Raw genomic sequence first — 13,557 nt, 5'->3', positions numbered from 1 at the left:
TGCCACCGTAGCTCAGTTGGTAGAGCAACGCATTCGTAATGCGTGGGTCGGGGGTTCAAATCCCTCCGGTGGCTCAATCCCACCCTTCTGTTTTGGCATTTGCTCTTTTATCCGGTCTTGTTGCACTTTTTCTAGGTGGAGTGAATTTTCCGAAATCTGACAAGCGATTCTCCAGATTAGTCTGACACCTCCTCCCTTATAGCAAAGATCCAGATGTCTAGGAAAATTAATTTACTTTTTTGGATTGAGCAAGTTCGCAGAAAACCACCAGACTGTGGTTTGCAAAACTCTTCTGGTCTTTCCCTGGTCTGAAAGCATGAATGTACTTGCTCTTCCGAAATAAAAAACCAACTTCGGAGAGGAGAAGTGTGATGGAGTCCAAGGAATACTTCACTTTGTGAACATTCTCAAACTTAAAGCGAACAAGGTTATAAAGATTTTCCGGCAATGCAGAATCTCCCCTGATTCTCTCTTGAGGGATACAGATGATTAATGAACCGTCTCCTCTGAATAGTCCCTTCAATTCTCTCAGAAACGCCTTGGGATTATGCATATGTTCGATAACGTGTGATAGCAGTACATACTGATATTTTCCCCTGTTCTCATGGTAGAACTCATTTGCGATGTAATGAAAGGTCAAATCAGGATCACGCTTCCGGCATCGATGGATCGAACTAAGAGAAACATCGGCCCCTTGAACATGACTGTAGCCAAACTTTGTGGCCAAGGCGCGAGTAAATTGGCCAGTGCTGCATCCGAGATCGAGAATGAGACCACTGTTGCCCCGTTCATTGATATAATTAATGATATAATCAATTTCACGTTTTTTGTAGTTGAGAATATTTCTACCAAGGACCGTCTTGGCGCCGATGATATACTGATAGGCGAGATTGTAGATAGAATTATTATTCAAAATAGGAATCAACGGCGTAATCTGAATGTAAAATCAATTACCCCCTCCATTATTAATGGATTTTACTATGAGACTTCTGGATAAAAGGTATCTTCTACTCTCAGTTAAAAAAGGTGGAACAAAATTGGCAAAAATGTGCTGTTGAGGTTCGAAACCAGCTTTTCTTAACAAAGAGAATAATTGTTCTTTGGAGAATTTGTGTTTGTGTGGATTCTCAAACTTCAACTTGAGAAAAAAAGTATGCGGTTTGCAGGGGATTAATATCACCCCTTATCCTCTCCTGAGGTACGGCCGTCACAAATGAACCTCCTTCTTTCAATAGTCCATGAATACCTTTCAAGAAATCACTGGGAATGTCCACATGCTCCAAAACATGTGATAGTATTATGACGTCAAAAAAGGACTTATACCTGTCGAAAACCTCTGAGTTAATAATTTCTGCCGGAATGCCATTTTTATTGGTAGCTGACACTGCGGCGTGGTGGATATCCCCACCAATCACGTTACAATCATATTTCTGCTTTACCAGCCTAGCATGGCGACCTGTGTTACATCCATAATCCAGTACATTACTATTTTCTTTAGCATCCACAAAATTAACTATACTTTCATCTTCGTACTTCCCGAAGCGCAAAATATTTGTATAAAACCAAACTGATGCCTGCGTTAGCCTGGAATAGAAACTGTCATAGGGTGCTTGCTCGTTCATGTTGCCAAGTTTCAAATTAAGTCTTTGATCAGCATAAACAGAATCACCGTTCCACTCAGCATATTGCCTGTGTGTCCCCTCTCAGATTGAAACAGCCAATAATGCGAAAATCGCATTCGGAAAAGAAACTTAGCATTTAGTAAATGTCAAGCAGTTCTACCTCGAAAACAAGCGTGGCATTGGGGGGAATCGGACCCATCCCTCCCTCACCATAACCTAGATGTGAAGGTATAATTAACTTCCTTTGGCCTCCCACGCGCATGGATAGAACACCTTCATCCCAACCGTCAATGACCGAACCTACACCGATAACAAAGCCGTAGGGTCTCCCCTTTTTCCGCGAACTGTCAAATTCCTTCCCTTTGTTGTCAGGCTGATTCTCATCATAAAGCCATCCAGAGTAATGAACGGATACCCGCTGACCGGCCTGTGGTGAAGTACCGTCTCCTGCTTTAAGATCTAAATACTTCAATCCAGATTCTGTTTCCATGAGTTCTCCCGCTTTTTCACTGCATGCCGTGAGGCAAATAACAGAAAAAAGAATCGTCTTTGTTGCTATTTTCATCCTTCAGTTCCCATCAAGATTGGCAAGTGTACAGTTTTTCCTCCTTTTTTGCACTCTCTATTTAGTACGGTTGGTTTTGGACAACCTTCGATCTAAATTAATTTGTCATGAGCAAGAACAGACAATTAATGCCCCCACTGGCTGAGCGTGTCCGACCGGCCTATTTGCAAGATTTTCTAGGTCAGGACGACCTCACAGGCGAAGGTACCCTTTTACAGCAATCCATTGCGTCGGGAAAACTGTTCAGCTGCGTTCTCTGGGGGCCACCGGGTACTGGAAAGACAACACTTGCAAAGATCCTTGCTAAAAGTTTGGAGGGAGACTTCTTCCAGATCTCGGCTGTGTCATCCGGCGTAAAGGACCTAAGAAAGATCATCGAAACAGCGAAAACTAACCTGACATTGAATACTCCTACCGTGTTGTTTATTGATGAGATCCACCGTTTCAATAAAGCACAACAGGATGCGCTTCTCCATTCCGTGGAAGACGGGACCCTGACCCTCATCGGAGCGACTACAGAAAACCCGTCCTTTGAGGTCATTTCGCCTTTGCTTTCCAGGTGCCGTGTTCTGAAACTAAAAAGCCTGGAGAAAAATGTACTTAAATCAATTCTGTTAAATGCAATAAACATCGATGTGGTCCTCATGAAACACAACATCTCTTTCAAAGACGGTACACAAGAAAAACTCGTACTCGCCTCTGGAGGAGATGCCAGAAAGATGCTCAACACACTGGAAGCGGCTGTAACCATGAGTAACCAAGATGGAAAAACAGTGGTTGTTGACAAAAAATTGTTGTCCGAAGCACTTCAGTCAAAGAGCCAGATTTATGACAAGGCTGGTGACTACCATTACGACACCATTTCCGCATTTATAAAGTCTGTGAGAGGAAGCGATCCGGACGCCGCCGTCTATTGGCTGGCGATCATGCTGGAGGGGGGCGAAATGCCTGAGTTCGTTGCTCGGCGCCTTATCATCCTTGCTTCAGAAGATATTGGAAATGCCGATCCTCAAGCTCTCGGTATTGCTACCTCAGGTTTTCAGGCTGTTCACGTTATTGGCATGCCCGAAGCTGCATTAATCCTTGCCCAAGTCACCATTTATCTCGCCTCTGCTCCCAAATCAAATGCCAGCTACGTAGCTGTCACCCAGGCCATAAATAAAGTAAAGGAAGAAGGAACCTCTTCGGTGCCACTTCATTTAAGGAACGCACCTACACCACTCATGAAATCTTTTGATTATGGCAAGGATTACACCTACCCGCACAATCATCCCGACCATTTTACAGATGTGAACTACTTTCCTGAAGAAATGGCACAAACCCCATTCTATAAGCCAACAAATCAGGGTTACGAAGAATTTATCTCCAAACGCCTCAAGGATCTCTGGCCGGAGCGCCGGAGCTGATTAAAATCCAACCCACATGAATGTCAGACTGATCCTAACGGGCCTCACTATATCTGTCATCACTGCTCAGTCAAGTGAACGGCTGCGACTTATTCAAGCCGATGTTCTGGAGAACGTGACAGACGCTCAAGGCGAGCCTGTTCAGCACCTGCGCGGCAATGTGAAATTCCAAAAAGGGGAGGCCGTTATCTCCTGTGATAAGGCTTATTACCGAAACCGTGATGGTATCGGCTCTTTCGCCGGGAATGTTCAAATGGTAAAGAACGAACAAATATTGACGGCTGATTCAATCAGAACAAACTCAAATGACGATATTGTCACCGCTTATGGATCAGTTCATTTGCAAGACAGAGAATACAAACTCAAAAGCAGACTGCTCACTTACTTTTCAGAGGCTGACAGCGGTATTGCGGAGGGTGACGTTGTGTTTGTGCAAAAAGGTCAAACCATCACCGCCGGAAAATTTACTTATGTGAAAGAAACAAATGACGTCGCAAGCTACAGAGCCGAAGAGGATGTGATCATCCGAGAGGAGGAAAGAACGGCAACATGTGGGCTCACCATTTACGATGCACTTTCTGACATATCCAAACTATTGGATAACCCTATCGTTGTACAGGAGGGACAGCAAATCAGCGGAGAAGAAATTCATCTTCGCTATGAGGAAGATAAACTGGCAAAACTAACAATTCCCGGCAAAGCCCACATTGTTTATAAACGGAAAGGAAAAACCAACGGGACTGAAGATAATGAGTCAATACTTTCTGAATTCCTCGATGATATGACAGGCCAAAGTTTGGAAGCTTTTCTAAATGAAGGGCTTTTGGACTCAGTCCGTCTACAAGGTATGGCCACCACTTTGTATCATCTTTTCGAGGATTCAGTTTATCAGGGAAAGAATATTGCCAGCGGCGACACAATCACACTTTTGTTCGAAGCCGACTCCACTGAAAAAAGAGATGTTAACTCCATTCATGTTGCCGGTGGTGCAAGAGGTGAGTACCATCCGGACTCCTCGGCGGAAAAAATTGAGAATGCCATCCTTTACCAAGCGGATACCATTCATTACAGTATCCCCGATCAGCAAACATGGCTCCGCAAAGATGTTAAAATTGACTATATGGATACCGAGCTCCGATCGGGTTATGTGAATGTTATTTGGAAAGAAAATCTCATGAAAGCTGCGGCAGCACCACCGGGAGCCGTTAATTCTGATCCTGAAGAACGGCCAATATTCACTGAAAAAGGTCGCGAGCCCATGAGGGGTGATTCCCTCACTTACAATCTTTCAAATGGCCGAGGAAAGGTTCAGCACGGCACAACCAAGATGGAAGACGGTTACTACAGAGGCGATGAAATCCGTAATCGAACAGAATCAATCTTGCTTGTTGACAGGGGTATTTATACGACTTGTGATCTCATCGATGATCCTCATTTCCATTTCGGAAGTCGCCGGATGAAAATGATCATGAATGATCTCATCATTGCCAGACCCATCATTCTCTACCTTGGCGGCATTCCACTGTTTGGGCTGCCGTTCGCCGTCTTCCCCGACCAGAGCGGCAAGCGTCATTCAGGATGGATCATGCCGTCCTATGGCCAGAACACGGCGCAAGGGCGGTATCTGAGAGGGTTAGGCTTTTTCTGGGCGGCAAACGAATTCCTCAACAGCCAGTTCACCCTGGATTTTTATGACAAAGAGGGGATTGTATTTCACAATTCTAACCGATACTTCCGAAGATACAAGTACAGTGGAAGTTTCAGCTTTCGTTACAACAGAACAGTTGCAACAGGTGACATTGCCGAATTTTTTTCAAATCCGGGTGCTGTGAGGTGGTCCGGCTCTTGGAGTCACGCCCAAATGCTCCGGGGAAACCAAACCCTAAATGTTAACGGGCGGTATTATTCTGACAGTCAATTTAACCAAAAATTGGGCATAAATCGGGATACCCGCCTTAATCAGAACGCTGTTTCCAACGCTACCTACTCTAAACGATGGCAAAAATTGAATGCCAGCATGTCGGCAAACCTTTCGGAGACCAGAAATCTCATGGTAAAGAGCAAAATGGATCCAACATCTATATATTATGAAAATCCCACAGGCGCCGGTCGCCGCCTTGTAGAAAGTACTACAGTTTTTCCTATCTTGAATTTCAGAAAAGGACAGACCCAGTTGTTCGGGGCATCTGGCTCCGGTGTTTACCTCTCCTACGGCAGTACCCTGAAAAACCGTGGTCAGGGATTCTATAAATCAGAAGCGCTGGATGATTCAACCTTCGGCTGGGGAGACAGTCAATCGGAATATGATAATAGTTGGGTCCACAACATTTCTCTTTCAGGTTCATCACGGTTGCTAAAGTACATCGCTGTCCGGCCCAGCCTATCATTTCGAGAAGAATGGATTACAAAATATTTTGATGCCACCGGAGCTGACAGTTTGGGTAATGCCATTGATGCGCGTCAGGTGAGTGGATTCAAAGCCCGCCGCACAGGTACTCTATCAGTGAGCACCAATACCAAACTTTACGGTATTTTACCTGTAAAGGTCGGCTCATTGAAAACCCTTCGCCACACCATTACACCATCGGTCGGTTTTTCTTATCGCCCCAACTTTAGTGATGATACTTTCGGTTATCTGAAAAAACTTGAAGATAATGATGGTAATATTTACAATTTCGATCCTTTCAAAGGCACTCAGATAGGCACCACCCCAACGGGCGAACAGAGAAATATGAACATTTCCGTTAGAAATCTTTTTCAGGCAAAACTGAAAGATGGTGAAAGTGAAAGAAAAATCGACAACTTGCTCACCTGGAACATGAATACAAGCTACAACTTTGCAGCTGATGAGTTCAAACTGTCGAAGCTTCGCTCCACTTTTCGGGCTGGCTGGCTTAAGAAACTGAACCTCGATTTTTCAATGAGTCACGATTTCTATGACACCAATACAATTGACGGCCAATCAGTACGAATTAATGAAATCAAAACCAACAGCTGGGGCCTTCCCGCACCCCGAATGACCAATATGAACGCTGCCACAGGCTTTAAAATCTCTGGTAAGCGGCTGGGGTGGAGTGACTCTCCTACGGAAACAGATACCACAGAGAATGATACCTCTGCCTTTGCGGATCTTATGGGTGGCGGTATCGCTCGGCCGGGCAACAGAAGTCAAGCCCGCAATCCTGGGAACCTGTGGGATCTTAATCTTTCTCTACGTTATGCCGCCAACAGGATGAATCCTCTCAATCCAAAGGATACTTTCTGGATGAATTCGAACCTTACTTTAAAAATCTCCAAAGGGTGGCGGATACAGTACAATGCCCGGTTTGATCTTTTGGAAAGAGATTTGGTTAGCCATGATGTGAATGTCTACCGCGATCTCCATTGCTGGGAGATGAACTTTACCTGGACACCATCAGGTTTCGGACAGGGATTTTATCTCAGGGTGAATGTAAAATCACCAACGCTTCGAGATTTGAAATTCGAATCAAGAGGTGGTCGCTGGAGCGGACCTGGAATCCCTTAAAACAGTTGGTTTTCCCTCAAGCAAAGGACAAATTTCTGAGGGCAGACTCTAGCCGGTACGGATTTGAAAGCACGCTTAATCACACTTCTCCTCCCTTTAACAGTAGTCATACCCGATGTAGCTGACTGTTTTCAACTCAGTATTTATTCCAGTACCGGTTGGACAAACCATCATCAATTCAGCAATCCTTTTGGTATAGGTCTCTCCATTTCTCAACCTGTAAGACCTCAACTTTCAGTTGTGCTGGACCTCAGTCACCGAAGATTTCACAATCAATATTTCGGGGAAAAGGTATCACGTAACACTGCCACAACCGTGAAAAGAGAACCGGTTGACAATTTTTCCTATAGCAACAGTGGTTTTCTCTGGATAAAAAACGATTTCTTTTTCTTCTCCAAGGGCCTCTTGGCTGTGGCTGTGGGCGCAGGACCTATGGCGATTGATGGTAGAATTGTTGGAAACGACACCGGTCGTGTACTGAAATATAAAGGTTTAAACAAAATCAGTGGTAACATTGCCGTGGGCATTGAATCATTGATCTCTGAAAAACGGCCAACTTTCTGGAGTTGTTATCTCAACTATCAATTTCTCTCTTCCTCCATCCGCTTGACCTCTCTTCCTGACCCTTTTGCAAGATCCATTCGCGGTCTCGAAATTCGTTTGGGATTATCTCATATCTTTTAAACTTAGGTACCGGTGAATCTGAGAAAAGTGATAATGTGAAGTAATATGTTCTGCCCTGAATGTCAATCTGAATTCACCGCTGATGTCTCATTTTGCAAGGACTGCAGAGTATTCCTTATGGAGAAACCGCAGAAACTTGAGAATGTTGCTTGGAGTCCAGTAAAGGAATATGCAGGCTATATTCCAGCTGAAATGGCAAAAGTGGCTCTGGAGGAGCAAGATATCCCCAGTTTTATTAAGGGCGATTTTCTATCGACCGCTTACGGGATCAAGGCTTGGGAAACAGCCGGCGGCAAGGCAGTTCTTTTCGTTCCTGAGGGAGATGCTGAAAGAGCAACATTGATCGTCGAAAATATAGTAACTGACAACTGATGGGCAGGTCTTTCCAAACCGTTAAGGGAACCAAGGATCTGCTACCGGCCGATACGGCACGGTGGCGTGAATTTGAAGATGTTGTCAATGAAACCATGCACCAGTGGGGCTATGGTGAGATCCGGACGCCCGTTTTTGAAAAGACAGAACTTTTTTCCAGGAGTGTGGGCGAAGAGAGCGACATCGTATCCAAACAGATGTATACATTTACCGATCAGAGTGATACAAGCCTGACCTTGCGTCCCGAGTTGACCGCACCAACCATGAGAGCCTACATTCAGCACAATATGGATCGAGAAGGGGCCCTAACTAAACTTTACTACATGGACACACTCTTTCGGCAGGAAAGGCCACAGGCTGGGCGATTGAGACAGTTCAGTCAGTTTGGAGCAGAAGCCATCGGCTCTCCCCATCCGGAACAGGATGCTGAAGTGATCTCACTGGTCTGCGCCATTCTTAATAAGCTTGGTGTCGCCAATCTCACAGTACTCATTAACACAGTGGGCTCATCTAAGTCGAGAGAACGGTACCGTTCCGAGCTTGTCAATTTTCTCACTCCCCTTAAGAGCGAGCTTTCGGAGATCAGCCAGAAACGGGTGGAGACAAACCCTCTCCGCATTCTTGACACGAAAGATGAAAAAGAAGTTGCCCTTCTTTCGGATGCACCGGACATCCTCAACTGCCTCGATTCAGAGGATCTTTATCATTTTGAGAAAGTTCAAGGATTTCTCACCGAACTGGGCATTGCCCACGAATGTGACAACAAGCTTGTTCGGGGACTCGACTATTACTCTAGAACAACATTCGAAATTACCAGTCCCGATGTGGGTGCCCAGAAAGCGCTTTGCGGTGGCGGCCGCTACGATGAACTCATAGAACAACTGGGCGGAAAACCAACACCTGCTGTCGGTTTTGCGGCCGGCATTGAGCGCATCATGCTGGCTCTTAGTGAAAAACAGGCCCAGGCGACGGAAAAAATGATGGTATACTTTGTCACCGCAAGTGAGAGCGCGGTGGGCAGCCTGTTTCGCCTGGCTAACGAGTTGAGACAGAGCGGTATTCCAACTTTTTCCGATACATTGCGGCGCAGCGTTAAGGCACAGATGAGAGAAGCGAACCGGCTGGCCGCAACACACGCCGTTATCGTTGGGGACGAGGAGATAGCTGACAATTCTGCCAAGGTAAAAGACCTCGCTACAGGAGAGCAAACCGACGTCTCCATGAGTAATCTCGTTTCACACCTCAAATCTCTTTAACGTTTCAATTTTCGCAGAATATCTTCTTCACCTGATAATCGGTGTTGACTTTGCTCCCATCCATCGTAATTTTTCGCGCGTAAAGGAACCATTATGTCTAAAACACCCCTCATAATAGTTGAGTCTCCATCAAAAGCTAGAACCATTGAAAGGTATCTGGGCGGTGAATACCGCGTTCTAGCATGCAACGGCCACGTGAAAGATCTGCCCAAAAAGAACCTTGGCGTAGATATCGCCAACAACTTTGCGGTTGAATATGAAATTTTGTCCGAGAAAAAAGATATCGTCAAAAAGTTAAAAAAGTCAGCATCCGGTGCACCCGCTATCTATATAGCAACAGATCCGGATCGGGAAGGCGAAGCCATTGCCTGGCATGTGGCATCTGAACTGAATGGTGAATCGGGAAAGATTCGCCGCGTCCTGTTCAACGAGATTACAGCTGATGGCATCCGTACCGGCATGGATAACCCCAGAGAAGTAAACCACAATCTGGTAAACGCTCAACAGGCCCGCAGGATTATTGATAGGATTGTGGGGTTCAAGGTTTCTGAATTCCTCTGGAAGGTACTTTACAGCGGTCTTAGCGCCGGCCGCGTCCAGTCGGTGGCACTCCGCCTTGTGTGCGAGAGGCACGAAGAAATTGTCAAATTTAAACCGGAAGAGTACTGGATTCTAGAAGTCGAATTGATGACAAAAGGTGGTGAAACATTCACGGCCCGCTTCCATAAAGTGGGCGGTGAAGAGATTGAGCTGAAAAACGAGTCAGCGATCAATGAAATTATTTCGAAATTAGAAAATGAATCATTTACTATCGATTCCATCAAGAAAAAAGAGGTGCGCCGAAAGCCGTATGCCCCTTTTATTACCAGCACCATCCAACAAGATGCCGCAACACGATTGAAATTTTCACCTGCTAGAACCATGCGCCTGGCCCAGCGCCTTTATGAAGGAGTGGAACTTGGCAAAGGCGAGCAAACCGGGCTCATCACTTATATGAGAACTGATTCAACACGTCTTGCGCCTACTGCCTTGAACGGGGCTCGGCAATTCATTTCTTCGCAGTACGGTGATCAGTATCTGCCTGAAAAGCCAACTATGTACGGTCAACAAAAAAAGAATGTTCAGGATGCTCATGAAGCGATCCGCCCAACCGATCCCGAAATGACACCTGAGATGTTGAAGGGACATCTTGAAGACGATGAATTCAAACTATACAATTTGATCTGGCGCCGCTTCATCGCGTGTCAAATGAATCCGTCAATTCTGGATCAAACAACAATTGAAATCAAAGCTGGTGAAGCACAATTCAGAGTCAGCGGATCGGTGGTGAAGTTTGACGGTTTTCGAAAAGCCTACCCGGCACTGGAGAAGAAGGAAAATCCCCTCCTTCCTTCTGTCATTTCCGAAAATGAGGAACTTGAGAGAAAGCAGTTCCTCCCGGAACAGCGCTTTACAAAACCGCCTCCCTATTATACTGAAAGTTCTCTTATTAAAGAGTTGGACAAACAGGGAATCGGTCGACCGAGTACATTTGCTGAAACCCTGTCAAGACTGTACAAACGGCAGTATGTCACCAAAGATAGGCAAAAACTGCTCCCCACCGAGGCAGGGCTTACAGTAAACAAAGTACTCATCGAAAATCTGCCTGACATTTTCAATGCTGGTTTCACGGCGCGGATGGAAGAGGAACTTGACGAAATTGAATCAGGCGATCAGGATTATATCGAAGTTTTGCACGATTTCTACAAACCGTTCCACTCTGCCATGGAATTGGTAGAGGAGCGGCGGAAAGAAATAAAAAATTCCCTCATGGAAAAAACAGAAGAGTCCTGTGAGAAATGCGGGAGTCCCATGGTAATCAAATGGAATCGACGCGGTGAAAAATTCGTCGCCTGCTCAGGCTTTCCTGAGTGTCGCAATGCAAAATCACTCCATGATGATGCGGAACCGGAAACCATTGAAAAACCGTGTCCAAAGTGCGGTGGTACACTTCAGGTAAAACGAGGCAGGTTCGGCCGTTATATTGGTTGTGAAAAGTATCCGGATTGCCGCCATACTGAATCCATCACCACTGGAATTGCTTGTCCCCGAGACAATTGCGAAGGAGAAATGGTTGAAAAGTCCAGCAGAAAAGGTAAAGTCTTTTTCGGTTGTAGCCGTTATCCGGATTGTGATCATGCCTCGTGGTACAAACCAATTCTCCAACCCTGTGAAGTTTGTGACAACCACTACATTGAAGAAAGGGTAAATAAAACCAAAGGCAAATTTTTTCTATGTCCGGAATGCAAAACCGAGGCAGAATTTGTTGAAGAAGCTGAAGTATAACATCCTCTTCACCACCTTTCTGGCCAGTACTGTACTGGGGCAAACAGACGTCGGAAAAGAAACCCTCATCTCGGAGCTTGAAGGAACCTTAATGGCACCCTGTTGCTGGAGCGGTACCGTAGCCGACCACGGCAATCCGGGCATGGAAGAAAAGATTCGCGAACTTGTGTCTCAGGATAAAACCAAAGAAGAAATTGTAGACCACTTCGTCGGCATCTATGGTGAGCGAATCCTGGCCATCCCTGTGGCCCGCGGTTTCAATCTCATGGTTTGGCTCGCACCGGTGATAGTCCTTGGTCTCGGCACGCTTGTACTTGTGAATTATCTGAAATTGCGTGCGAAACCTCAAAAGGCTATCCCCTTTAAGGAAGAAAAAATCCCTTACGATGATCTCATCGAAAAAGAGTTAAAGGAAATGGAGTAATCCAGCCTGATATCCAATTCAATTTTCCGTCTCTCCTATTCCCCAACTGATCAGATATGACTGATTCAAAAACCATGGATAAGCTTGTTTCTCTCTGCAAACGGCGGGGGTTCATCTTCCAGAGCTCCGATATCTACGGTGGATTGGAGGCAACCTACGATTACGGACCTCTCGGTGTTGAACTAAAAAATAACGTTAAGCAACTGTGGTGGCGGGATGTGGTAACCTCCCGAACAGATGTGGTGGGTATGGACGCCGCTATCTTCATGAACTCGAAAGTGTGGGAGGCATCGGGTCACGTGAGCGAATTCCACGATCCAATGGTGGATTGCAAGAACTGCAAAGCCCGATTTCGTGCGGATCACATCGACCTGGAGAAAAATTGCCCCAACTGCGGCATAAAGGAATGGACTGACGCAAGACAATTCAACCTCATGCTAAAGACACATTACGGCCCTTCGGAAGACAGTTCATCAGTCATTTATCTCAGACCAGAAACAGCCCAGGGTATTTTCGTCAACTTCGCCAATGCTGTTACAACTTCACGAGCAAAACTCCCCTTTGGCATTGCCCAGATCGGAAAATCTTTTCGAAACGAGATAACCACCGGCAATTTCCTGTTTCGCTCAAGAGAGTTTGAACAGATGGAGATGGAATTTTTTGTAAAACCGGGCGATACATCAGAATGGCTGGAATACTGGAGTAATGCACGGCTGGATTGGTACAAAAGTCTCGGTATCACTGAAGAAAAATTGAAGCTTCGTTCTCATGAGGATAATGAATTAGCCCATTATGCCGCTGCCTGTTTTGACGTGGAGTATGAGTTCCCATTTGGCTGGTCTGAACTTGAGGGCATTGCCGATCGCGGCAGTTATGATCTGGATCAGCATACGCAGCACAGTGGAAAAAAGCTGACGTGGTTCGACTCCAAAACCAATGAACATATTACACCGGCGGTGGTGGAAACGTCCGCAGGCGTAGACAGAACAGTGCTTACGATCCTTGTTGATGCATACCACGAAGAAAAAGTAAAGAACGAGCAACGGGTGGTCCTTAAGCTTAACCCAAAAGTGGCACCAATCACTTTGGCTGTTTTCCCTCTGGTAAATAGGGACGGCATGCCGGAAATAGCTGAAAAGATTATGGATGATCTCAAAGGAGATTTTGCTGCATTTTTTGACGCCGGCGGATCCATTGGCCGCCGCTATAGAAGACAAGACGAAGCAGGTACTCCTTACGGCGTAACCGTGGATTCAGATACGCTGAGTGATCAGACGGTCACTGTAAGAGAGCGGGATTCCATGGCTCAGGAGAGAGTGTCCATAGATCAGCTTTCGTCCTACTTCCGCGACAAGCTTTGCTGAAACGTGAGTTCCC

General features: G+C 45.8%; 11 protein-coding genes and 1 tRNA gene. 9 read left to right on the top strand and 3 right to left on the bottom strand.

Features of this window, described 5'->3' with window-relative positions; genetic code table 11:
• Window position 1: 1 nt before the first annotated feature.
• A tRNA-Thr gene (locus EYO21_00400) sits at window positions 2–77 on the top strand.
• Window positions 78–226: 149 nt separating this feature from the next.
• On the opposite strand, the gene EYO21_00395 is transcribed toward EYO21_00400, so the two are convergent.
• From EYO21_00395 to EYO21_00385, 3 genes are all read right to left on the bottom strand, one after another.
• Window positions 227–940: a class I SAM-dependent methyltransferase gene (locus EYO21_00395; protein HIB02275.1), complete on the bottom strand. Its 714-nt coding sequence runs from the start codon at window positions 938–940 to the stop codon at window positions 227–229.
• Between the two features lie 187 nt (window positions 941–1,127).
• Window positions 1,128–1,622: a class I SAM-dependent methyltransferase gene (locus tag EYO21_00390; GenBank protein HIB02274.1), complete on the bottom strand. Its 495-nt coding sequence runs from the start codon at window positions 1,620–1,622 to the stop codon at window positions 1,128–1,130.
• A 136-nt stretch (window positions 1,623–1,758) separates the two neighbouring features.
• Window positions 1,759–2,187 carry an FKBP-type peptidyl-prolyl cis-trans isomerase gene (locus EYO21_00385; protein ID HIB02273.1) on the bottom strand — a complete coding sequence of 143 codons (429 nt, stop codon included), beginning with the start codon at window positions 2,185–2,187 and terminating at the stop codon, window positions 1,759–1,761.
• A gap of 107 nt (window positions 2,188–2,294) precedes the next feature.
• Here EYO21_00385 and EYO21_00380 point away from each other — a divergent pair, with 107 nt between their 5' ends.
• The 8 genes from EYO21_00380 (at window position 2,295) to EYO21_00345 (ending at window position 13,544) form a co-directional block, all read left to right on the top strand.
• The gene (locus EYO21_00380) at window positions 2,295–3,593 is read left to right on the top strand and encodes a replication-associated recombination protein A (GenBank protein HIB02272.1); all 1,299 of its coding nucleotides are present in this window, start codon (window positions 2,295–2,297) and stop codon (window positions 3,591–3,593) included.
• A 16-nt stretch (window positions 3,594–3,609) separates the two neighbouring features.
• Window positions 3,610–7,119: a hypothetical protein gene (locus EYO21_00375; GenBank protein HIB02271.1), complete on the top strand. Its 3,510-nt coding sequence runs from the start codon at window positions 3,610–3,612 to the stop codon at window positions 7,117–7,119.
• Between the two features lie 63 nt (window positions 7,120–7,182).
• Window positions 7,183–7,803, top strand: coding sequence for a hypothetical protein (locus tag EYO21_00370; protein HIB02270.1), 621 nt, complete (start codon window positions 7,183–7,185; stop codon window positions 7,801–7,803).
• 45 nt (window positions 7,804–7,848) lie between these two features.
• Entirely contained in the window at window positions 7,849–8,175 is a 327-nt protein-coding gene (locus EYO21_00365) for a DUF2007 domain-containing protein (GenBank protein ID HIB02269.1), read from the top strand.
• Window positions 8,175–9,431: a histidine--tRNA ligase gene (locus EYO21_00360; GenBank protein HIB02268.1), complete on the top strand. Its 1,257-nt coding sequence runs from the start codon at window positions 8,175–8,177 to the stop codon at window positions 9,429–9,431. The genes EYO21_00365 and EYO21_00360 overlap by 1 nt, the downstream gene beginning before the upstream one ends.
• 93 nt (window positions 9,432–9,524) lie before the next feature.
• A complete protein-coding gene (topA, locus tag EYO21_00355) occupies window positions 9,525–11,756 on the top strand; it encodes a type I DNA topoisomerase (GenBank protein ID HIB02267.1) in 2,232 nt (743 codons plus the stop codon).
• Window positions 11,680–12,180 (top strand): hypothetical protein, encoded by a 501-nt coding sequence (locus EYO21_00350; GenBank protein ID HIB02266.1) that lies wholly within the window; start codon window positions 11,680–11,682, stop codon window positions 12,178–12,180. Before topA ends, EYO21_00350 begins: the two co-directional genes overlap by 77 nt.
• Window positions 12,181–12,236: 56 nt before the next feature.
• Window positions 12,237–13,544, top strand: coding sequence for a glycine--tRNA ligase (locus EYO21_00345; protein ID HIB02265.1), 1,308 nt, complete (start codon window positions 12,237–12,239; stop codon window positions 13,542–13,544).
• Window positions 13,545–13,557 lie beyond the last annotated feature (13 nt).

This window comes from Candidatus Neomarinimicrobiota bacterium (assembly GCA_012964825.1).
Lineage (GTDB): Bacteria > Fidelibacterota > Marinisomatia > Marinisomatales > S15-B10 > UBA2125.
The sequence above is the reverse complement of the archived record's forward strand: the minus strand, read 5'-3'. Positions and strand labels throughout refer to the sequence as shown.

Bases quoted from the DNA above. Each gene is read 5' to 3' on its own strand.
- EYO21_00390 (HIB02274.1), bottom strand. From the start codon at position 1,622: ATGAACGAGCAAGCACCCTATGACAGTTTCTATTCCAGGCTAACGCAG.
- EYO21_00385 (HIB02273.1), bottom strand. From the start codon at position 2,187: ATGAAAATAGCAACAAAGACGATTCTTTTTTCTGTTATTTGCCTCACG.
- EYO21_00380 (HIB02272.1), top strand. From the start codon at position 2,295: ATGAGCAAGAACAGACAATTAATGCCCCCACTGGCTGAGCGTGTCCGA.
- EYO21_00375 (HIB02271.1), top strand. From the start codon at position 3,610: ATGAATGTCAGACTGATCCTAACGGGCCTCACTATATCTGTCATCACT.
- EYO21_00365 (HIB02269.1), top strand. From the start codon at position 7,849: ATGTTCTGCCCTGAATGTCAATCTGAATTCACCGCTGATGTCTCATTT.
- EYO21_00360 (HIB02268.1), top strand. From the start codon at position 8,175: ATGGGCAGGTCTTTCCAAACCGTTAAGGGAACCAAGGATCTGCTACCG.
- topA (HIB02267.1), top strand. From the start codon at position 9,525: ATGTCTAAAACACCCCTCATAATAGTTGAGTCTCCATCAAAAGCTAGA.
- EYO21_00345 (HIB02265.1), top strand. From the start codon at position 12,237: ATGACTGATTCAAAAACCATGGATAAGCTTGTTTCTCTCTGCAAACGG.